The following is a 19672-nucleotide window of genomic DNA, read 5'->3' on the forward strand; positions in this document are numbered from 1 at the left end:
TTCAGCTATACTGAATGCACAGAGTGAATAGGACTTGGCGATGGGTTTAAAATGGCTGGCAATGGCATTTGGCTTGCTTTTATTCAACAGCAGTTGGGCTGAATCGGTGATCCGGACCATAGGGCCGCAATCGACGGCTGATGGCAGCCATGCTTATTACACCGATCTACTTGAGCAGGTGATCGCTGTAACGGAGCAGAGCTTTGGTCCGGCGCGGCTTGAATTGGTGGAGCATCCCGGTCAGGGACGGGTTATCCGTCTGTTGGCGATGAATTTGCATTACGATGTGATGTGGACCGGCACCTCAGAGCAGCGTGAGGAAACGCTGCGCGCCATTAAAGTACCGATCTTTTTGGGAGGGCTCGGGATCCGTGGGCAGTTAATTCATCAAGACCGGCTATCGGACTTTCAGCAAGTGCGCAGTCTGTCGGATTTGCGCCCATTTATCGCTTGTCAGGGCGAGCATTGGCCAGATGCCGATGTGCTGGAGGCTGCCGGCTTACGGGTGGCCCGGGTAGGGCGCTTTGAGTCGATGCTGGAGATGCTGGCCCGGCAGCGCTGTGATTATTTGCCACTGAGCATCGTGGAAGGTCAGGCTGAGCTGGACGCTGTGGCAGAGCGCTTTCCAGAATTAGTGTTCTTTGACCAGCTGTTGCTGCGCTATCCGCTGGTGATGTACTTCTTTGTACACAAAGACAATACCGCCCTGGCCGAGCGTATTGAGCAGGGCATGCAACTGCTGGCCGAAAGCGGGGTGCTGCTGCAATTTATGCAGCAGCACCCGGTGACTCAGGCCGCCTTTCCGCTATCGCGCTATCAGCAGGCGCGGGTACTGGAGCTCGATAACCCACTGTTTAAAGATAGCGAGGTACTGAGCGCCGCGCAGTTTTGGTTATCCCTTGACTGATTGCTCCCTGGCAACGGCCCGGTAGCCAATGTCGCTGCGGTAGAACATTTCCGGCCAGCTGATCTTCTGCACCAATTGGTAAGCTGCTTGCTGGGCCGCTGTGACGTTTTCACCCAGCGCTGTGGCGCAGAGTACCCGTCCACCACTGGTGACTACTTTGCCGTCTTTCATGCTGGTACCGGCGTGAAAGACCTTGGCTTTGGCTGAGTCCGCATCAGCCAGCCCCTGAATTTCAGCGCCCTTTGCGTAGCTATCCGGGTAACCGCCAGCTGCCAGGACCACCCCTACGGCAGCTTCGGAGCTGAATTGAATGTCACTTTGTGCCAGCTTGCCAGCCACAGCGGCCTGGCAGAGTGCTACCAGATCCGATTGCAACCGCATCATGATGGGCTGGGTTTCCGGATCACCAAAGCGGCAGTTGAATTCCAGCACCTTGGCCGTTCCATCCGGCGCCACCATCAGGCCGGCATAGAGAAAGCCGGTAAAGACGTTGCCTTCGGCGGCCATGCCGCGCACGGTCGGCTCAATCACTTGCTGCATCACCCAGTCGTGTACGGCTGGAGTCACCACCGGAGCCGGTGAATACGCTCCCATACCGCCGGTATTTGGGCCTTTATCGCCTTCATCCCGGGCTTTGTGATCCTGCGATGAGGCGAAAGGCAACGCGTGGCTGCCATCCACCATCACAATAAAAGAGGCTTCTTCACCGGTTAAAAATTCTTCAATCACCACCCGGCTGCCCGCATCACCAAACTTGTTGCCGGCCAGCATGTCGTCAATGGCGGCATAAGCTTCGTCCTCGGTCTGGGCAATGATCACGCCTTTGCCAGCTGCCAAACCATCGGCCTTAATGACAATGGGAGTGCCGAGTTCTTGCACGAAGGCTTTGGCGGGCTCGATGTCGGTAAAGGTTTGATAAGCTGCGGTTGGGATCTGATGCCGGGCCAGAAAGTCCTTGGCAAAGGCTTTGGAGCTCTCCAGCTGCGCTGCTGCCTGGCTGGGGCCAAAAATTGCCAAGCCCTCGGCCCGAAAGGCATCGACGATGCCTTTGGCCAGCGGCGCTTCCGGGCCGACAATGGTCAGCTCAATCTGCTGTGCTTTGGCGTACGCCAGCAGGGCAGGCACATCATCCGCTGCAATGGCGACATTCTGAAGCGCCGGCTCTAACTCGGTTCCGGCATTGCCTGGGGCAACAAATACTTTGTGCACTAAAGGCGACTGAGCTGCTTTCCATGCCAGTGCATGTTCGCGGCCACCGCCGCCGACTACCAATACGTTCATTCGATTTTCCGATTATTGCTGTTGAGGTTTACGAAACTTAAGCGTCATGCGATCGCTTTCGCCAATCGTCAGATAGCGGTCTCGGTCTTGCTCGCCCAGCCGCAGGCTGGGTGGCAGGGTCCAGACACCTCGTGGATGATCAGCGGTATCGCGAGGGTTGGCGTTAACGTCGCTGCTGCCGACAAACTCGAAACCCGCTTCTGTTGCCAATTCGATGGCCAGGCTCTGTGGGAAATAGCCACTGTTAACCCAGTCGCTGTCACGGCGATCTTCAGGCAAACGATGCTCCACTACGCCCAGCACACCACCTGGTTTCAAGGCGCGGTAAAAATGATTGAAGGCCACCCGCATCGCATCGTCGCCACCTTGCATGTACCAGTTGTGCAGGTTGCGGAAGGTCAGTACCCGATCAGCACTGTTGTCTGGTGCGATTTGCACGCCCTCAACCGGGGCGAACTCGCTCAGTTGCACTCGGCTATAGATGGGGTGTGAGGCCATTTTTTCGCGAAAAGCGGCCCGTGAACGCTGGGCAAAATCGGAGCTGCTGTTGGCCGGGAAGTGGGCGGCATACAAGGTGCCTTCGTCATGCAGTAACGGAGCCAGGATCTCGGTATACCAGCCTGCGCCCGGCGAGATTTCGACCACGGTATGCTGGGGCTGGACTCCGAAAAAGTGCAAAGTTGCAACCGGGTTACGGAAGTTATCCCGGGTTGTATTGGCTTCGGTGCGGCTGGGGTGATCCACTGCGGCCTGAATGGCGGCTTCGGAAGCCACCAGCGAGCCACTGAACACGATAGCGATCAAGCAAAGCCAGCTGTAGTTGGTGTTTTTTGCCGTCATGGGGGTATCCTGTGGTTGGGTTGAATTTCGTATCTACCCGGTGCGCCAGGCGAAGTACCCCTGGACTGCACGCACACTGCCGAGGTGGGCTAGTGTAGCAAAGTCCGGCAAAAAAAGCAGCGCCTTAGACAGGCGCTGAGCACCAAGCTGGCAAGCATCCATTCTGGTTCCAGCTTTCCCTGGCGCTGTGTTAGAATTGCGACCTTGAACAAAGGGTACGCTATGCTGGAACAAATCAAAATTGTGTTGGTGGGAACCTCCCACAGCGGAAACATCGGCTCGGTCGCCAGAGCCATGAAAACCATGGGGCTGAGTCGCCTTTGTCTGGTGCAGCCCAAGGCGGAAGTGGACGGGCAGGCTTATGCGCTGGCCGCCGGAGCCAGTGAGCTGCTCAGCGAAGCAGAGCACTTCGACGCTTTGGGCCCGGCGGTGGCTGATTGTGGTTTGGTAGTCGGCACCAGTGCCCGCTCACGCACCCTTTCCTGGCCGATGTTGGAGCCGCGCTCGCTTGGAGAGCTGGCGGTGCAGGAAGCGCACAGTCATCAGGTGGCGCTGGTGTTTGGCCGCGAAAGCAGCGGACTGAGCAACGACGAATTGCAACTTTGCAATTACCATGTCTGCATTCCGGCCAATCCAGAGTACAGCTCGCTCAATCTGGCGATGGCGGTGCAAATTATCGCCTACGAAGTCCGAATGGCGGCACTGGCCCAGCAGCAGGCGGTTCAGCCTCTGGAGCCGGTTGCCTACCCGGACTCCAGCCAGATGGAAAACTTCTACCAACATTTGGAGCAGACGCTGGATCAAACCGGCTTTATCATCCGGCAACACCCTGGGATGGTGATGACCAAGTTGCGGCGTTTGTTCAACCGGGCGCGGCCTGAAGAAGCTGAATACAATATCCTGCGTGGTATGCTGACTTCGGTGCAAAAGCGTATTCGCTAGGGCCTGCAGCGCTTTGAAATACCTGACCAGGCTGCATGGTTTAATACTTGACTGAAATAGTCGGGAATGTACAATGGTGCCCATGAACAGCGGTGAGGCATCAGGCATCACCAACCGGAGTGCAGCATGAGATTAACGTCAAAGGGGCGCTACGCCGTCACGGCCATGTTGGATGTCGCCCTGCATCACAACAAGGGTCCGGTATCCCTGGCCGATATTTCGGAGCGTCAGGGCATCTCCTTGTCCTATCTGGAGCAGCTATTTGCCCGTCTGCGCAAACGTGGCCTGGTGAGCAGTGTGCGCGGCCCGGGTGGCGGTTACCAGCTGGGTCGTGCTGCCGATACCATTGCCGTGGCTGAAGTGATCAGTGCGGTGGATGAATCGATCGATGCCACCCGCTGCCAGGGCAAGTCGGATTGCCATGGCGGCGTCCGTTGCCAAACCCATAGTTTGTGGAGTGACTTAAGTCAGCGGATTGAAGACTTTCTGACCAGCATCACTTTGGCTGAGCTGGTGGCGCAAAACGATGCTGACGACAAAGCCAACGCCAAAGCTGGCCCAGCTTCATCCGAGCACAGTATTCAGGTAAACTGCCAGCTCTAATTGTTGTTGTTTCAGCGGAACCCAAAATGAAACGTCCCATCTACCTGGATTATGCTGCCACCACGCCTGTCGATCAGCGCGTGGCCGATAGCATGATGCAGTACCTGACCTTTGATGGTCACTTTGGCAACCCGGCCTCACGTTCGCATCGCTATGGCTGGCAAGCCGAAGAAGCGGCGGAGCTGGCGCGCAGTCAGGTCGCTGAGCTGATCAATGCCGATCCCAGAGAAATCGTCTGGACGTCAGGGGCTACCGAGTCCAATAACCTGGCTATCAAAGGCGCGGCACAAAGCTACGCCAGCCGCGGCAAGCATTTAATCACTGTGAAAACCGAGCACAAAGCGGTGCTGGATCCGATGCAAGCGTTGGAAGCCGAGGGATTTGAAGTCACTTATCTGGATGTGGCTGCCAATGGTTTGTTGGATCTGGCCACCGTCAAGGCGGCGATTCGGCCGGACACCATCCTGCTCAGTGTGATGTTCGTCAACAATGAAATTGGCGTGATTCAGGACATGGTCAGCCTGGCTGAAATTTGTCAGCAAAACGGTGTTTTGCTCCATGTTGATGCCGCCCAGGCCGCTGGCAAAGTGGCCATCGATGTACAGCAACTGCCGGTCGATCTGATGTCCTTCTCGGCGCATAAAGTGTATGGACCCAAAGGCGTAGGTGCTCTTTATGTACGGCGCAAGCCGCGTATCCAGCTGGCAGCGCAAATCCATGGCGGTGGTCATGAGCGAGGCATGCGCTCCGGTACTTTGGCCAGTCATCAGCTGGTGGGTATGGGCGAAGCTTTTCGGATTGCTCGTGAAGAAATGGCGGACGAAACACAGCGGCTGGAGCGGTTACGCCAGCGCCTGTGGCAAGGGCTGAGTTCGATTGAGCAGGTGTTTCTGAATGGCGACAGCCAACAGCGGGTTCCCGGAATTCTCAATATCGCTTTTGGTCAGGTGGATGGCGAAACACTGTTGATGGCGCTGAAGGACATTGCGGTATCCACTGGCTCTGCCTGCACCTCGGCCAGCCTGGACCCGTCTCATGTGCTGCGTGCTTTGGGGTTGTCGGATGCGCTGGCGCACAGTTCGATTCGCTTTAGTCTTGGTCGCTATACCACGGAGGCGGATATCGATCACACCATAGCAGTGGTCACATCGGCCATCGGCCATTTGCGTGCTTCGCCATCCTTGTGGCAACACAGCTGACAAAAGACCGCTCGAGCTGTAGACAGCTGGAGTGGTTTGTGTTTTTTTTGTGACAAAAATTGAATTTTATCTTCATGGTAAAGCCAGCGCCTTGATTTACGCTGGCTTTTTTGATGCGCATACTGGCGTTTTCTCAGGCCTCAGCTAGGCTAAAAAAAGTTCCCCGTTAAAACCATTATTTTTTTCGGAGTGAAATCAATGAGAAAATCCCTTCTCGCCGTCAGTGCTTTATCGTTCGCTTTTGCTTTACCGGTCCAGGCTGATCTGCATATCAATGGCTTTGCCTCCATCACAGCAGGTACCACTACCGGCAGCAACGACCAGCTGTATGGTTACAGCAACGAGCTGGACTTTAAAAACGAAAGTTTGTTTGCCATTCAGGTGCGCTCGGATTTAGGCGACCGTTTGTCCGTTACCGCTCAAGTGATGGGACGTGGCAGCAACGATTTTGATGCCCGCTTTGAGTGGGCTTTCCTGACTTACGAGTTGACCGATGCCATGCGGATTAACGCCGGCCGGCTCCGAACGCCTTTTTACCGTTTCTCCGATTTTATGGATGTCGGTTTTGCCTACGACTGGCTCAGGGTCCCTCAAGGTGTCTATGGCCTTGGGCTCGACAATATTGAGGGCGTTTCACTGTACCGGATGGCGCAGCTGGGTGACTTTGAATCCAGTTTGCAATTGCTGTGGGGCTCCTTTAGCGGCGGTATTACCCTGGCTGGCAACTCGGCCAATGCGCGCATTGATAACATCGCAGGCATCACCTGGGAGCTGGAGCGTGACTGGTTCTCGTTTCGGGCAGCTTACCTGAACGGTAAATCGACCATTGAGGCTCCGGCGTTATCGCCGCTTTTTGCCGGTTTGTCTCAGGCGGGATTGGGTGGACTGGTTGCTGCATTGGATTTTAATGACGATACCAGCGAATTCATTGGCTTGGGTGTGACCTTGGATCAGGGCGATTGGGTTCTGATTACCGAGTACAACCGGATTGATGTCAAAGACTCTTTCTTTGCCAAGCGTGAAAACTACTACCTGTCTTTGGGTTATCGGCTGGATGTTGTCACGCCCTTTGTTTCCTATGAGCGCGAAGATCATCGCAGCAAATCGGAGCTGTACCAACCTTTTGTCAGCGTGCTGCCAGAGGCGTTATTGCAACCTCTGATGGCGGTGGTGGAAAGCCAGGCGGTGGATACCAAAACCTGGAATCTGGGGCTGCGCTACGATTTTCATCCAGCTGCTGCTTTTAAGGTGCAGTACAGCAGTCAGAAAAATGATTTGTCGGGTCACCGACACGATTTGATAGCTGCTGGCGTCGACATCGTGTTTTAGGAGCAGGTTATGCGTATTCGAACTCTGATTATGGCCATTGCCCTGCTAAGTGCTTCGGCCTTGCATGCGGAGCCACTGGCCATCGTGGTGCATCCGTCCAATATGGCAGAGTTAAGTGGCGACGACCTCTCGCGTCTGTATCTCGGGCGAAGTCGCACTTTCCCCAATGGCGACTCGGCCATTCCAATTAACCTGGCAGAAGGCATGCCTGCCAGAGAACGTTTTGATGAGCGGGCTTTGAGCCGAAGTTCAGCTCAGTTAAAAGCCTATTGGTCCAAACTGGTCTTTACCGGCAAAGGGACGCCACCGCAGGAAGCGGAAAGCCACGAAGAAGTTCTTAAATTGGTAGCCACCAACCCCAGCATTATCGGCTATCTGCCGGCATCGCAAGCGGACGATCGTGTCCGAGTCGTGATGCAGCTGGATTAGTTGAACAGGAGAGCATAATGAAGAAAAGCTTACTAGTGACGGCCTCGAGTCTCTTGCTAATGCAGCCATTGGCACATGCCAACGTGGATATCTCTGGCTATGCCTCGGTGATTGGGGGGCGGGTATTGAGTGGCTCAGGTGTTGAGGCCTTTGACTTGCCACCAACTTTTTTAGCCAATTACCCTTTGGTTGGTGTCTACGAAAAAGAATGGACTTTCAAGCCGGATACCCGCTTTGGCTTGCAGTTCCGTGCCAATCTAATGGATGGTTTGTCAGCGACAGCTCAGGTGGTTGCCCGCGGTGCGGATGACTTTGATGCCCGCTTTGAATGGGCCTATCTGTCTTACGACCTGAACGATCACTGGACGCTGCAAGCCGGTAAAAAGCGTTTGCCATTGTATTATTATTCGGATTTTTTTGATGTTGGCTACGCCTACCTCTGGATCCGGCCACCCGCGGACAACTACACCTGGCAAATTTTCAACTACACGGGTGTCAACGCCATGTTTAATTACTTTGTCGGTGACTGGGACATCAGCGGCAATATCTACACCGGCCGGGAAGATGACAAAGAAAACAAACTCTTGTCGCAATTTTTTGGCTCGGTACCGGTACGGGAGATCTGGAAAGATATCGTTGGTGGGGTCGTCAACCTGAACCGGGATTGGCTGGATATTCGCTTGACCTACATGACTTACATCAATGAGCGTTACCGGACCATCGACGGTATCGAAGAGCGGGTGACCTGGGGCGACTCCTTAACCCGGCGTGGTAAGTTTGCCGGTATCTCAGTCAACATGGACTTTGGTGACTGGTTGTTGCTGTCTGAGTTAAACCGGCTCGATCTGGATGGAGCCAAGTTCGATACCTACATGGTATCTGCTGGTTATCGTATTAATCAATTTACCCCGTACATTTCGTTCGCCGATTTTGATAGCGAAAATGAGAAGCACAACACCACCAGTCTGGGACTGCGCTGGGATTTTCATTCCAATGCTGCCTTTAAATTCCAGTACGATGATGTCAATGATAAAGGGGTGCCGGGTTGGGAGGTTGCTGGTGACAGCAAGTCCGTTTCTTTCGGTATCGACCTGGTTTTCTAAGGAGGAGCTATGAACTATCTAAAAGCCATGCTGGGCGCTTTGTTGTTGTTATCAGGAGCTGCTCTGGCCGAAATTTCGGTGATTGTGCATCCATCCAATGCGGTAAGTGTGGACCAGTCCGATCTGAACCGGTTGTTTTTAGGACGCGGTAGCAACTTTAGTGACGGCAACAGGGCTACGCCGCTCAATCTGGCAGAGGGGCAAGCTGCTCGTGAGCATTTTGACACTCAGGTGCTGAATCGAAGTTCTGCTCAGCTGAAAGCCTATTGGTCGCGGCTGGTTTTTACCGGCAAAGGCACGCCGCCGGCTGAGCACCCTAATGCGGCTGCCATGAAGGCGGCTGTTGCGTCCGATCCTACAGCCATTGGCTACATTGCCAGCAGCGATGTTGACGATACTGTTCGAGTCGTTGCGACCTTCTGATCGTTTACCCTGTTCGCTAACAGAAAAGCTTCCGCCAGACGGGAGCTTTTCTTTTTTAAAAACTCAGCCGCTAAAAAATAGGTTTTTTGCAACAGATCACGTATAATTTCGCGCCTTTAAAATTTAACCAACTCACCAAGGAGTCCTTTCATGGCCTTAGAACGTACTTTCTCGATTGTTAAACCAGATGCAGTGGCAAAAAATCTGATCGGTGCTATCTATCAGCGCTTTGAAGCTGCAGGTCTGCGTATTGTGGCGTCAAAAATGCTACACTTGAGCAAAGAACAGGCTGAAGGTTTCTATGCAGAACACAAAGAGCGTCCTTTCTTTGGTGCTCTGGTTGCTTTTATGACCTCTGGCCCTGTGATGGTGCAGGTACTGGAAGGTGAAGATGCGGTTCGTAAAAACCGTGAAATCATGGGCGCTACCAACCCGAAGGATGCTTTGGCTGGCACTTTGCGTGCTGATTACGCCGACAGCATTGACGAGAATGCCGTTCATGGTTCGGATGCTGCAGAGTCTGCAGCGCGTGAAATCGCCTACTTCTTTACCGATGCGGAAGTTTGCCCACGCACCCGTTAATCGGCACCGGTAGCATAACATCAAGGGGGCATCGCCCCCTTGTTGCGTCTTAAACGGCGTGAGTATTGAGTGACAAGGGCAGCGCAGTTTTGGCCAGACAGGAATGATGACAATGACAACACAGACCGCAAAAACAAATTTGCTGAACTTGAATCGCGAGCAAATGAAGTCGTTTTTTGCTGAGATGGGCGAAAAACCCTTTCGCGCGGATCAGGTCATGAAGTGGATTTACCACTACTGTGTTGACGACTTCGATCAAATGACCAATGTTAATAAGGTGCTGCGCGAAAAGCTTAAGCAGTTGTGCGAAATTCGGGCGCCAGAAGTAGCCACCCGACAAGACAGCGCGGATGGCACCATCAAGTTTGTCATGCGCCTCGATGGTGGCCAGGAAGTTGAGACGGTCTGGATCCCGGAAAAAGACCGTCGCACCCTCTGTGTTTCCTCTCAAGTGGGCTGTGCGTTGGATTGCTCCTTTTGCTCAACCGCACAGCAAGGCTTCAACCGCAACCTGACGGTGGCTGAGATCATTGGCCAGGTCTGGCGGGTTAGTCAGTTGATTGGCAGCTTTGGTGAGACCGGTGAGAAGCCGGTAACCAATGTGGTGATGATGGGGATGGGTGAGCCATTGCTGAACATGAACAATGTCATTCCCGCAATGGAACTGATGATGGAAGACTACGGCTTTGGTCTGTCCAAACGCCGGGTGACTCTCAGTACCTCTGGCGTTGTACCCGCTCTGGATGCGATGTTGGGTAAAATTGATGTTGCTCTGGCTATTTCGTTGCACGCTCCTAATAATGCGCTGCGTAATGAGCTGGTGCCGGTCAATAAAAAGTACCCAATGGAAGATTTTCTGGCATCTTCCCGTCGTTATGTTGAGTGGTCGAAAGCCAATGACAAAGTCACGGTTGAGTACGTGATGCTGTCAGGCATCAACGACAGCATGGAGCAGGCTCATGAGCTGGCGCATGCGCTGCGAGATACGCCGGCCAAGATTAACCTGATCCCCTTTAACCCTTATCCTGGCTCACCCTACAGTCGCTCCAGCAACTCGCGCATCGATCGCTTTAATAAAGTCTTGCAAGAACATGGTTTTACCGTCATGGTACGTAAGACGCGTGGTGACGACATCGATGCTGCCTGTGGTCAGTTGGTTGGGGATGTGGTTGACAGAACCAAACGCTTATTAAAAAAACAAATGAAAGGTCAGGAAATTTCGGTCAGAATGACCTCATAACGCAAGGGGCAGGAAAAATAGCATGCAAAAACTGTCGGTTAGCATGGTGGTTGTCAGTGCATTGGTGTTGTCAGGCTGTGTGTCTGAAAGTACTTATGTCGGCTCGGACAGGCCTGTGCAGCAGCGGCAGGTCGATAATACTGAGGCCGCTCGGACCCGGATGTCTCTCGGGCTCAACTACCTGCAACGTGGCGAGAATGCGCAGGCTATTTTTAACCTGGAGCGCGCCAGAGCTTTAGCCCCCCAACTGCCCGAAGTTTACAATGCGCTGGCTTTTTACTATCAAAACGTCAATGAGCCCGAGCAAGCCGAAGCTGCTTACAAGCAAGCTTTGGCCCGCGATCCGGACAATGCCGACACCTACAACAATTACGGGGCTTTTCTTTGTCAACAGGGTAAGTACGATGAAGCCGAGCACCTGCTGCTGACTGCCATTCGACGGCCCGGTTACATGCGGGTTTCCGAAAGTTACGAAAATCTGGCTTTGTGTCAGTTGCAACAAAATAATTTTAGCCGGGCGCAGCGCTATCTGGAATCGGCAGTTCTGCACAGTGGCAACCGCATCAGCAGCTTATTGAATTTGGCCGGGCTCGATTATGCCATGGGCAACCATCAACGAGCTCGCCAACATTTGACCCGTATTCAGCGGCTAGGCCATGTCTCTGCCGACAGTATTTTGTTGAGCTATTTACTGGCCGACAAAGAGCTGGATCAGGAAACGCAGCAAAACAGCCGGGAATTGTTGTTGCAAGTTTATCCGGACAGTGAGGCGGCACGTTTGCTGCGCCAGAACCGATTGCAGGACAGTGAGTTTGAGCAGCTACGGGAGCGCTACAAACAATACCTGATTGCCAACCTCGAGATGCCCGAATCCGTTGCTGAGCGCACAGCAGAGCCGGAACAGCCACAAATTCGGATTGTGCGCCGCCAGCCAGCGCAAACCGAGCCACCACCGGCAGTGCGCTCCGAGTCTTTGACCCGCACGCGCCGCGACTCCAGAGCGGTCGAGCCCGCTCAGAGTCCCCGTGAAGCGGTAAAGGAAGCCGTGGCCCGGCACGAAACCAGCTCCATTGCTGCCAGTTTAAGCCAGCCGCTGCCGCTGCCGGAAGTCAACGCCGCCTTAGTATCGTTGCCGCAGCAGGACGCCGCTGCAGTGGGTTCTGAGCTGGCAGCTTCCGAAGTCGAAGAGGTTGCGCCTATCGAAACGGTCCAGTTTCGGCAGCCGCCTGCGGTGCCTGTGGCATCGGAGCACGCTGCTTTACGTTTTGAGCCAGAGCTCTCGCCAGACACCGAGATCCGCCAGCGCATCCAGCAAAGCCTGAACGGCTTATTGGCAGTTCCGAAACTGGAAGTAACAAGCCTTTCTCCGGGTTTGCAAGCCGATGCTGATGCGATGATTGCTGAGTCAGAGATTGTGACGGATGAGACCGTAGAGCCAGATTATGCCGCCGAAAATGAACTTTATGCGGCTGGCTCTGTCCATTCAGAAACTTTTGACACCTTTAGCACTCAACCAGAGTCGAACAGCCCTGAGTATGAACAGCGCAATGCTGAAATGGTTCAGTCTGAAGAGCCTCCCTACCATCGAGTACAGCAGGGGGAGTCATTGTTTGCCATTTCGATGAAATACAACATCCGGCTGGAGCGTCTGCAGCAGTGGAACCGGCTGTCACCGGGTGACAGTATCCGGGTTGGTCGGCGTTTGTGGTTGGCCGAGCCACCGCCAGAGCCTGAGCTGGTGGCGACAGTAGCTGAAGTAACACGCCCTGATTACCATATCATCGCCGAAGGAGACACCTTGTTTAGTATTTCCATGCGTTACAATGTGCGGCTGGCTCGCCTGCTGGAGTGGAACAACCTGACAGAGCGCAGTCGCGTCTACCTTGGGCAACGCATTTACCTTATTGATCCGGCACAATTGACTCATGACAACTGAATACACAGCAGCTGACGACGTTTCTAATGAGCTGCGGGCTGGTGAGCTGTTAAAAAGCGCCCGCAAAGAAAAAGGCTGGTCGCAAAAAGAAGTTGCCAGTCAGCTGAATCTGCGCATGGCGCTGATCGAAAGCATGGAGGCCGATCAATACGAAGCAAACTTGCTGCCGACCTTTATCCGTGGCTATTTGCGTTCCTACGCTCGCCTGCTGAAAATTCCGGAGCAACAAGTCCTGGCTGCTTACGAACAGCATCATGGCAATCAGACCATCGAACCCCGCACCATGCACAGCTTTTCCAATCGCACCGAAAAAGAAGCCACAGAAAGTCGCTTTGTGTTGCTGACGTACCTGGTTGGGGCTCTGTTGTTGGGCTTGTTGCTGCTATGGTGGTGGCAAACGCATTGGTTAACCGATGATTCTGCTGGCAGCACGACAGAAACTGCTATTTCCTCTACCTTACCGGCTGAAGCTGTGATGGATACGGATGCTGAGTCCGATGAGATGGAGCCAGAAATCGCAGCAACGGCTGCGGCTTTACCCGTCCAGGTCCCCAGCGCCCTGACTGCCTTGCTGGAGGTCACTGAAGCAAATAACGAGGCTGAGGTGACTGCGGCGGAGCCGACAGCGGACGTGCATCAGCTGCGGATGGCATTTTCGGAAGATTGCTGGATCGATGTGCTGGACGCAGATGGCTCCCGAGTGGCTTTTGGCACCAAAGTCGCTGGCTACCAGCTGCAAGTGCATGGCCGTCCCCCTTTTACCCTGACGCTTGGCAATCCCAGCGCGGTCGCTATTGAGTTGGATGGTGAGCCGGTGGATATGTCCGGCTTCCGGCCAGGACGCGTCGCTAAATTTTCTATTCCGTTACAAGAGTAAAGCATGTTTGCTGAGAACCCAATCCAACGCCGTAAGAGTAGGCAAATTAAAGTAGGGACTGTGCTGGTAGGGGGCGATGCTCCCATCAGCGTGCAGTCGATGACCAATACCAAAACCACCGATGTCGATGCCACTGTGGCGCAAATTAAAGCCATTGCCACCGCAGGCGCTGACATTGTCCGGGTATCGGTGCCGACCATGGAGGCTGCTGAAGCCTTTCGGTTGATCAAGCAACAGTCACCGGTCCCCCTGGTGGCCGATATCCACTTCGATTACCGCATTGCGCTTAAAGTGGCCGAGTACGGGGTCGATTGCTTGCGGATAAATCCTGGTAACATTGGCCGGGAAGACCGCATTCGGGCCGTGGTGGACTGTGCACGGGATCATCAGATCCCAATTCGCATTGGTGTGAATGGCGGATCCTTAGAGGCCGATATTCAGCAAAAATATGGCGAGCCAACTGCTGCAGCTTTGGTCGAGTCGGCCATGCGGCATGTGGATATTCTGGATCGATTGAACTTTGACCAGTTTAAAGTCAGCGTCAAAGCCTCGGATGTGTTTTTAGCCGTTGGGGCTTACCGCTTGCTGGCCAAGCAAATTGACCAGCCACTGCATTTGGGCATTACCGAAGCGGGTGGGGCGCGCTCAGGTGCGGTTAAGTCTGCCATTGGCCTTGGTATGCTGCTGGCTGAAGGCATTGGCGATACGCTGCGGGTATCTTTGGCGGCGGATCCGGTTGAAGAAGTCAAAGTCGGTTTTGACATCTTGAAGTCGCTGCGGATCCGTTCGCGCGGTATTAATTTTATTGCTTGCCCCAGCTGTTCGCGTCAGGAGTTTGATGTCATTCAAACCATGAATGCACTGGAGCAGCGGTTGGAAGATGTGACCGAGCCATTGACGGTGTCTGTCATTGGCTGCGTGGTCAATGGTCCAGGCGAGGCTTTGGTGTCGGATCTGGCGGTGGCCGGTGCCAATCGGATGAGCGGCTTTTACATCAATGGCGAACGGCAAAAGCTGCGGCTGGATAATCAGCACATTGCTGAACAACTGGAGCAACAGATCCGCGATTATCTGGCCCGGCAAAAACAGCAAATTGCCATCACCAGACTCTAAACGCGAGAAAGCAACGGGAAAGTTTGGTGTTTAGCGCCGATGCTCCTATAATTCCCCCTATTTTTAATCAAGCCGGGTAGATCAAGGTGTCGAAACAAGTACAGGCCATTCGTGGCATGAATGACTGTCTGCCACAAGACAGCAGTGTCTGGCAGTATTTAGAGCAGCAATTGCGGCAGACGGTGGCCAGTTATGGCTATCAGGAGATTCGCTTTCCGATTGTCGAAATGACCGAATTGTTCAAGCGCTCCATTGGTGAAGTGACCGACATCGTTGAAAAAGAGATGTACACTTTTACCGATCGCAATGGCGACAGCCTGACCTTACGGCCGGAAGGCACCGCTTGCTGTGTCCGGGCCGGCAACGAGCATGGCTTGCTGTACAATCAGGAGCAACGGTTGTGGTACATGGGGCCGATGTTTCGGCATGAGCGGCCACAAAAAGGGCGTTACCGGCAGTTTCATCAATTTGGTTTGGAAGCTTTTGGCATGGCGGGCTCTGCCATTGATGCCGAGGTCATCAGCTTAAGTGCGCGACTTTGGCAACAGCTGGGATTAAGTCGTCATGTCCGGCTGGAACTCAATACCTTGGGGAGCCCTGAAGCGCGCCAGCACTATCGGGCTGCGTTGGTTGAGTATTTGTCAGCGCATCAAGAGCAGCTGGATGAAGACAGCAAGCGACGTCTGCACAGCAATCCGCTGCGAATATTAGACAGCAAGAACCCAGCCCTGGCTGAACTGCTAGCAAAGGCACCTCGTTTGGCAGACTACCTGGATACTGAGTCGGCCGAGCACTTTGCTGAATTGCAACAGCGGCTTGCGGCAGCGGGCATTGACTTCGAAGTGAATCCGCGCTTGGTGCGGGGGCTGGATTATTACAACAAAACTGTGTTTGAATGGGTTACCGACAGTCTGGGGGCTCAGGGCACGGTGTGTGCCGGTGGCCGTTACGATGGTCTGGTCGAACAGTTGGGAGGCAAAGCCTGCCCGGCGGTTGGCTTTGCCCTGGGGATGGAGCGGCTCATTTTGTTGCTGCAAACGTTGGAACTGGCGCCGGAGCCAAGCCCGCAGGCCGACTGGTATTTGATGGCTGCGGGTCTGACTGAGGAACTTGCACTGATTCCGGTTGCCGAACAGCTACGTCAGGCCTTCCCACAGAAACGCATTATGCAGCACAGCGGTGGCGGTGCCCTGAAGAAACAATTTAAAAAAGCTGATAAGTCAGGTGCAGAACTGGCTTTGGTGTTGGGCAGCGATGAGCTGGCCACCAACAGTATTACCATCAAGTGGCTGCGACAAGAGCAACCACAGCAACGTATTGCGCTGACTGAGTTGGTCAGTTTTTTGCAATCGAAATAGCGCAGGAATAACGGAGCAGTTATGGACGTCTACAGCAATGAAGAACAACAGGTTGAAGCCATCAAACGTTTCTGGAAAGAATATGGCATCACCATTGTAGCAGGTACCATTTTAGGTCTGGGTGGCCTCTATGGTTTCCGCTATTACCAGGGCCATCAACTGGCTCAGGCTGAACAGGCTTCGGCCAATTTTGAGCAATTGCTGTTGGCTCAGGAGCAAAGCAGTGACTGGCATCAGGATGTGGAAGGTTACATTGATCAACACGATGGGACCGCCTATGCCACCTTTGCAGCCTTGTTAAAAGCAAGGGACGCGGTGTTGGCTGGCGATTTTGAGCTGGCTGAACAACAGCTAAGCCGGGTGATTGCGAGTACTAAGGATCCAGTGATTGATGCCATTGCCCGTTTGCGTCTGGCCAGAGTCCACCTGCAGCAACAGCAATACGACGCTGGCCTGGCGCTGCTGGCGTCAACACTGCCTGACAGCTTCCAGGGCCAACAGCAAGAGTTAAAAGGCGATATTTTGCTGGCGCAAGGCGATGCCAAAGCTGCCAAACAAGCTTTCCTGCTAGCGAAAGCCAGCAGTGGTGTGGAAGCCGGTCAGTTGTTAAAAATTAAGCTGGATGAACTGGCTCATATTCAGGTAGAGGAGCGGCTGTGAAGCGGATGTCGATACGAACTCTCGCGGCTGGTGCTTTAGCGGTACTGCTCATCAGTGGCTGCTCATCAAAAAAAGAGCGGTTGGTCTTGCCAGAAGTCAACAATCAGTTTGCTCCGGTATTGGCCTGGGATCACAGTGCAGCGGACGGCGTCCAACACTTTGATTCCAGTCTCAGACCGCTTATTTTAGGCGATAAACTGTATGCAGCAAGCCGCACAGGCCTGATCAATGCCTATGATTTGGAAAGCGGTAAGCGACTCTGGACCTACGATGTCCGTCGTGACGAAGTGCTCAGCACCTGGCGCGTACTCACCCATCGCGGTACCAATACGGCCCGGGTCTCGGGTGGGCTGTCGCATGGTTTTGGTCACTTGTTGTTTGGCACCGAGAATGGGGAAGTCATTGCGCTGGATCCGGCTAGCGGTGAACGGCGTTGGACCAGCAAAGTGCCGGGTGAGGTTTTGGCCGCACCTGCAGCCGGTGATGGCATGATAGCCGTCAATACCGGTTCTGGCTTCATTGTAGCGTTGAATCCGGCCGATGGCAGCCATCGCTGGCAATTTGAGCAAGAACTACCTGCCTTGACCATTCGTGGCGTTGCTGAACCTTCCATCGTGCCGGGTGGCGTTGTTTTTGGTTCCGGCTCCGGTAAGGTCGGTGTGTTGATTTCTGATCATGGGCTGCCTGCCTGGGAAGAGCAGATTGCCACGCCGCAAGGGGCCACCGATTTGTCTCGCCTGGTGGATGTTGATGCCCGGCCATTGGTGGTCGGTAACACCATCTATGCCATTGCCTACAATGGCGAGCTGGTGGCACTTGAACTCAACTCCGGGCGTACTCTCTGGAAACGGGATTACGCCAGTTTCCGTAATATGGCTCTGGCCGATAACGTACTCTACATTGTCGATTCCGTAGGCCGGGTCCATGCCATCGATCGTCGCAACGGTCAGGAACTCTGGTCGCAAACGGCACTGGAACGCCACTTCTTGACGGCCCCGGCTGTTTTTGGTGATTATCTGGTGTTTGGAGACAATAAAGGCAATCTGCATTGGCTGGATCGACGCAGCGGCGACATGCTGGCACGACACCAGTTCCATCGCTCTGGCATGTATGCAGCTCCGGTGACCAATGGTGAACTTTTGGTCCTGCAAAGCCGTAATGGCGACCTGGTTGTATTGCGTCAACCATAAAGCCATACCAACAGCAATTTTTGCGTTAAGCTATAACAGGCTCTGATGAGCCTGTTATTTTTATTTTGAGGTGAGCTCATGTTACCGGTCGTTGCTCTGGTAGGCCGTGCCAATGTTGGTAAGTCGACCCTGTTTAATCGTTTAACCCGCACCCGGGATGCCCTGGTTGCGGATTTTCCTGGTCTGACCCGGGATCGCAAGTATGGCTCGGTGCACTTCGAGGAGCTGTCCTTTATCGTGGTAGACACCGGTGGTATTGATGGCGACGCCGAGGGCATAGAAGTTGAAATGGCCGACCAGTCCCTACGTGCCATTGCCGAAGCCGATGTGGTGCTGTTTATGTTGGACGCCAGAGCCGGTTTAACGGCCGGCGATATTGGCATTGCCGATTACCTGCGTAAAGCACAAAAGCAGGTGTTTTTGGTCGCCAACAAAACCGATGGTCTGGATGCCGATAGCGCTGTCGCCGATTTTTATAGCCTGGGTTTGGGCCAGGTATGGCCGATTGCAGCGGCCCATGGCCGGGGCTTGTCGGTGCTGTTGAATGAAGCCTTGCGGCCATTACTCAGTTTGCCTGCGGTGGACGCAGTCGAAGCTGAACTGGTGGAAGCCGTGCCCGATGGCGAAGATGCAGCCGCGGTAGAGCCTCCAGCCGAGGATAAGCCGATCAAACTGGCCATCATTGGTCGGCCCAATGTCGGGAAATCCACCCTGACCAATCGCATTCTCGGTGAAGAGCGGGTGGTGGTGTACGACATGCCAGGCACCACCCGGGACTCCATTTACATCCCGATGCAGCGCAATGAGCGGGACTACATTCTGATCGATACCGCCGGGGTGCGTCGGCGGGGTAAAATTGACGACAAAGTCGAGAAGTTTTCGGTTATTAAAACCCTGCAGGCCATTGAAGAAGCCAATGTGGTACTGCTGGTATTGGATGCGCGCCAGGGCATTGCCGATCAGGATCTGAGCTTGTTGGGCTTTGCGCTCAATGCTGGTCGCTCTTTGGTGATTGCCGTCAACAAGTGGGATGGATTGAACGAGACCATCAAAGACGAGGTGAAGCGTGAGCTGGATCGCCGTCTTGGTTTCATTGATTTTGCACGACTGCATTTTATTTCGGCGCTGCATGGTTCTGGCGTTGGAAACTTGTTCGAGTCGGTGGAAGAGGCCTATCAGTCTGCGACCCGTCGCATCAATACCTCGGTGTTGACTCAGATTATGAAAATGGCTCAGGATGATCACCAACCCCCACTGGTGCAAGGGCGTCGGGTCAAGCTAAAGTATGCCCATGCCGGTGGTTACAACCCACCGATTGTGGTGATCCATGGCAACCAGGTCACTGCCTTGCCAGATTCTTACAAGCGCTACCTGATGAACTATTACCGCAAAGCCTTGCAGATTATGGGAACGCCGATACGCATTGAGTTCCGTGAAGGTGAAAACCCCTATGCCACCGAGAAAAAACGAGCCAGTTTAACACCCAATCAGCAATACAAACGTGAGCGTCTGCTCAAAGCCCGGCAAAAGCTGAAAAAAAATTAACGCCCTTCCCACTGAAACACTTTGTGGCTGCTCAACAAGTTGCAACAAAGTGTTTCAGCCTTCATAAAGCGTAACACTTCTTAAGTTCAGCTCACCCCGGCAAGTCTGCTACCTT

The 19672-nt window shown here is 54.0% G+C and carries 19 protein-coding genes; 17 read left to right on the forward strand and 2 right to left on the reverse strand.

Annotated features, from left to right (window positions below; translation table 11 throughout):
* The first annotated feature begins 40 nt into the window (after positions 1 to 40).
* A complete protein-coding gene (locus Q3O59_RS02515) occupies positions 41 to 907 on the forward strand; it encodes a transporter substrate-binding domain-containing protein (RefSeq protein WP_305944090.1) in 867 nt (288 codons plus the stop codon).
* On the opposite strand, the gene purD is transcribed toward Q3O59_RS02515, so the two are convergent.
* Together purD and Q3O59_RS02525 are read right to left on the reverse strand one after the other, a co-directional pair.
* Complete coding sequence (gene purD / locus Q3O59_RS02520) at positions 893 to 2188, reverse strand: phosphoribosylamine--glycine ligase (protein WP_305944091.1); 1296 nt, start codon at positions 2186 to 2188, stop codon at positions 893 to 895. The genes Q3O59_RS02515 and purD overlap by 15 nt on opposite strands.
* Before the next feature lie 12 nt (positions 2189 to 2200).
* Entirely contained in the window at positions 2201 to 3028 is an 828-nt protein-coding gene (locus tag Q3O59_RS02525) for a class I SAM-dependent methyltransferase (RefSeq protein WP_305944092.1), read from the reverse strand.
* Between the two features lie 222 nt (positions 3029 to 3250).
* Here Q3O59_RS02525 and trmJ point away from each other — a divergent pair, with 222 nt between their 5' ends.
* The 16 genes from trmJ to der all read left to right on the forward strand — a co-directional run bounded on the left by trmJ (position 3251) and on the right by der (position 19557).
* Positions 3251 to 3970 (forward strand): tRNA (cytosine(32)/uridine(32)-2'-O)-methyltransferase TrmJ, encoded by a 720-nt coding sequence (gene trmJ / locus Q3O59_RS02530; protein WP_305944093.1) that lies wholly within the window; start codon positions 3251 to 3253, stop codon positions 3968 to 3970.
* Positions 3971 to 4096: 126 nt separating this feature from the next.
* On the forward strand, positions 4097 to 4573 hold the full coding sequence (gene iscR / locus Q3O59_RS02535) for a Fe-S cluster assembly transcriptional regulator IscR (protein ID WP_228591921.1): 477 nt from the start codon (positions 4097 to 4099) through the stop codon (positions 4571 to 4573).
* A gap of 26 nt (positions 4574 to 4599) precedes the next feature.
* Positions 4600 to 5772 carry an IscS subfamily cysteine desulfurase gene (locus Q3O59_RS02540; protein WP_305944094.1) on the forward strand — a complete coding sequence of 391 codons (1173 nt, stop codon included), beginning with the start codon at positions 4600 to 4602 and terminating at the stop codon, positions 5770 to 5772.
* 198 nt (positions 5773 to 5970) lie between these two features.
* The gene (locus Q3O59_RS02545; RefSeq protein WP_305944095.1) at positions 5971 to 7101 is read left to right on the forward strand and encodes a porin; all 1131 of its coding nucleotides are present in this window, start codon (positions 5971 to 5973) and stop codon (positions 7099 to 7101) included.
* 9 nt (positions 7102 to 7110) lie between these two features.
* Entirely contained in the window at positions 7111 to 7530 is a 420-nt protein-coding gene (locus Q3O59_RS02550) for a type 2 periplasmic-binding domain-containing protein (RefSeq protein ID WP_305944096.1), read from the forward strand.
* 17 nt (positions 7531 to 7547) lie between these two features.
* Positions 7548 to 8633: a porin gene (locus tag Q3O59_RS02555; RefSeq protein WP_305944097.1), complete on the forward strand. Its 1086-nt coding sequence runs from the start codon at positions 7548 to 7550 to the stop codon at positions 8631 to 8633.
* Positions 8634 to 8642: 9 nt separating this feature from the next.
* Positions 8643 to 9056 (forward strand): type 2 periplasmic-binding domain-containing protein, encoded by a 414-nt coding sequence (locus tag Q3O59_RS02560; RefSeq protein ID WP_305944098.1) that lies wholly within the window; start codon positions 8643 to 8645, stop codon positions 9054 to 9056.
* 150 nt (positions 9057 to 9206) lie between these two features.
* A complete protein-coding gene (gene ndk, locus Q3O59_RS02565; protein ID WP_228590226.1) occupies positions 9207 to 9638 on the forward strand; it encodes a nucleoside-diphosphate kinase in 432 nt (143 codons plus the stop codon).
* 112 nt (positions 9639 to 9750) lie between these two features.
* A complete protein-coding gene (gene rlmN / locus Q3O59_RS02570) occupies positions 9751 to 10878 on the forward strand; it encodes a dual-specificity RNA methyltransferase RlmN (RefSeq protein ID WP_305944099.1) in 1128 nt (375 codons plus the stop codon).
* 22 nt (positions 10879 to 10900) lie between these two features.
* Positions 10901 to 12814 (forward strand): type IV pilus biogenesis/stability protein PilW, encoded by a 1914-nt coding sequence (gene pilW / locus Q3O59_RS02575; RefSeq protein WP_305944100.1) that lies wholly within the window; start codon positions 10901 to 10903, stop codon positions 12812 to 12814.
* The gene (locus Q3O59_RS02580; protein WP_305944101.1) at positions 12804 to 13691 is read left to right on the forward strand and encodes a RodZ domain-containing protein; all 888 of its coding nucleotides are present in this window, start codon (positions 12804 to 12806) and stop codon (positions 13689 to 13691) included. Before pilW ends, Q3O59_RS02580 begins: the two co-directional genes overlap by 11 nt.
* Before the next feature lie 3 nt (positions 13692 to 13694).
* Positions 13695 to 14804: a flavodoxin-dependent (E)-4-hydroxy-3-methylbut-2-enyl-diphosphate synthase gene (gene ispG, locus Q3O59_RS02585; protein WP_305944102.1), complete on the forward strand. Its 1110-nt coding sequence runs from the start codon at positions 13695 to 13697 to the stop codon at positions 14802 to 14804.
* Between the two features lie 86 nt (positions 14805 to 14890).
* Positions 14891 to 16162, forward strand: coding sequence for a histidine--tRNA ligase (gene hisS, locus Q3O59_RS02590; protein ID WP_305944103.1), 1272 nt, complete (start codon positions 14891 to 14893; stop codon positions 16160 to 16162).
* Positions 16163 to 16183: 21 nt separating this feature from the next.
* Positions 16184 to 16822, forward strand: coding sequence for a YfgM family protein (locus tag Q3O59_RS02595; RefSeq protein WP_305944104.1), 639 nt, complete (start codon positions 16184 to 16186; stop codon positions 16820 to 16822).
* A gap of 5 nt (positions 16823 to 16827) precedes the next feature.
* Entirely contained in the window at positions 16828 to 18012 is a 1185-nt protein-coding gene (gene bamB / locus Q3O59_RS02600) for an outer membrane protein assembly factor BamB (RefSeq protein ID WP_305944105.1), read from the forward strand.
* Positions 18013 to 18090: 78 nt separating this feature from the next.
* Positions 18091 to 19557 carry a ribosome biogenesis GTPase Der gene (gene der / locus Q3O59_RS02605; protein WP_305944106.1) on the forward strand — a complete coding sequence of 489 codons (1467 nt, stop codon included), beginning with the start codon at positions 18091 to 18093 and terminating at the stop codon, positions 19555 to 19557.
* Positions 19558 to 19672 lie beyond the last annotated feature (115 nt).

The organism is Alkalimonas delamerensis, assembly GCF_030717955.1.
Lineage (GTDB): Bacteria > Pseudomonadota > Gammaproteobacteria > Enterobacterales > Alteromonadaceae > Alkalimonas > Alkalimonas delamerensis.

Coding starts and splice junctions, on each gene's coding strand:
- Q3O59_RS02515 (WP_305944090.1), top strand. CDS start 41: ATGGGTTTAAAATGGCTGGCAATGGCATTTGGCTTGCTTTTATTCAAC.
- purD (WP_305944091.1), bottom strand. CDS start 2,188: ATGAACGTATTGGTAGTCGGCGGCGGTGGCCGCGAACATGCACTGGCA.
- Q3O59_RS02525 (WP_305944092.1), bottom strand. CDS start 3,028: ATGACGGCAAAAAACACCAACTACAGCTGGCTTTGCTTGATCGCTATC.
- trmJ (WP_305944093.1), top strand. CDS start 3,251: ATGCTGGAACAAATCAAAATTGTGTTGGTGGGAACCTCCCACAGCGGA.
- iscR (WP_228591921.1), top strand. CDS start 4,097: ATGAGATTAACGTCAAAGGGGCGCTACGCCGTCACGGCCATGTTGGAT.
- Q3O59_RS02540 (WP_305944094.1), top strand. CDS start 4,600: ATGAAACGTCCCATCTACCTGGATTATGCTGCCACCACGCCTGTCGAT.
- Q3O59_RS02545 (WP_305944095.1), top strand. CDS start 5,971: ATGAGAAAATCCCTTCTCGCCGTCAGTGCTTTATCGTTCGCTTTTGCT.
- Q3O59_RS02550 (WP_305944096.1), top strand. CDS start 7,111: ATGCGTATTCGAACTCTGATTATGGCCATTGCCCTGCTAAGTGCTTCG.
- Q3O59_RS02555 (WP_305944097.1), top strand. CDS start 7,548: ATGAAGAAAAGCTTACTAGTGACGGCCTCGAGTCTCTTGCTAATGCAG.
- Q3O59_RS02560 (WP_305944098.1), top strand. CDS start 8,643: ATGAACTATCTAAAAGCCATGCTGGGCGCTTTGTTGTTGTTATCAGGA.
- ndk (WP_228590226.1), top strand. CDS start 9,207: ATGGCCTTAGAACGTACTTTCTCGATTGTTAAACCAGATGCAGTGGCA.
- rlmN (WP_305944099.1), top strand. CDS start 9,751: ATGACAACACAGACCGCAAAAACAAATTTGCTGAACTTGAATCGCGAG.
- pilW (WP_305944100.1), top strand. CDS start 10,901: ATGCAAAAACTGTCGGTTAGCATGGTGGTTGTCAGTGCATTGGTGTTG.
- Q3O59_RS02580 (WP_305944101.1), top strand. CDS start 12,804: ATGACAACTGAATACACAGCAGCTGACGACGTTTCTAATGAGCTGCGG.
- ispG (WP_305944102.1), top strand. CDS start 13,695: ATGTTTGCTGAGAACCCAATCCAACGCCGTAAGAGTAGGCAAATTAAA.
- Q3O59_RS02595 (WP_305944104.1), top strand. CDS start 16,184: ATGGACGTCTACAGCAATGAAGAACAACAGGTTGAAGCCATCAAACGT.
- bamB (WP_305944105.1), top strand. CDS start 16,828: ATGTCGATACGAACTCTCGCGGCTGGTGCTTTAGCGGTACTGCTCATC.
- der (WP_305944106.1), top strand. CDS start 18,091: ATGTTACCGGTCGTTGCTCTGGTAGGCCGTGCCAATGTTGGTAAGTCG.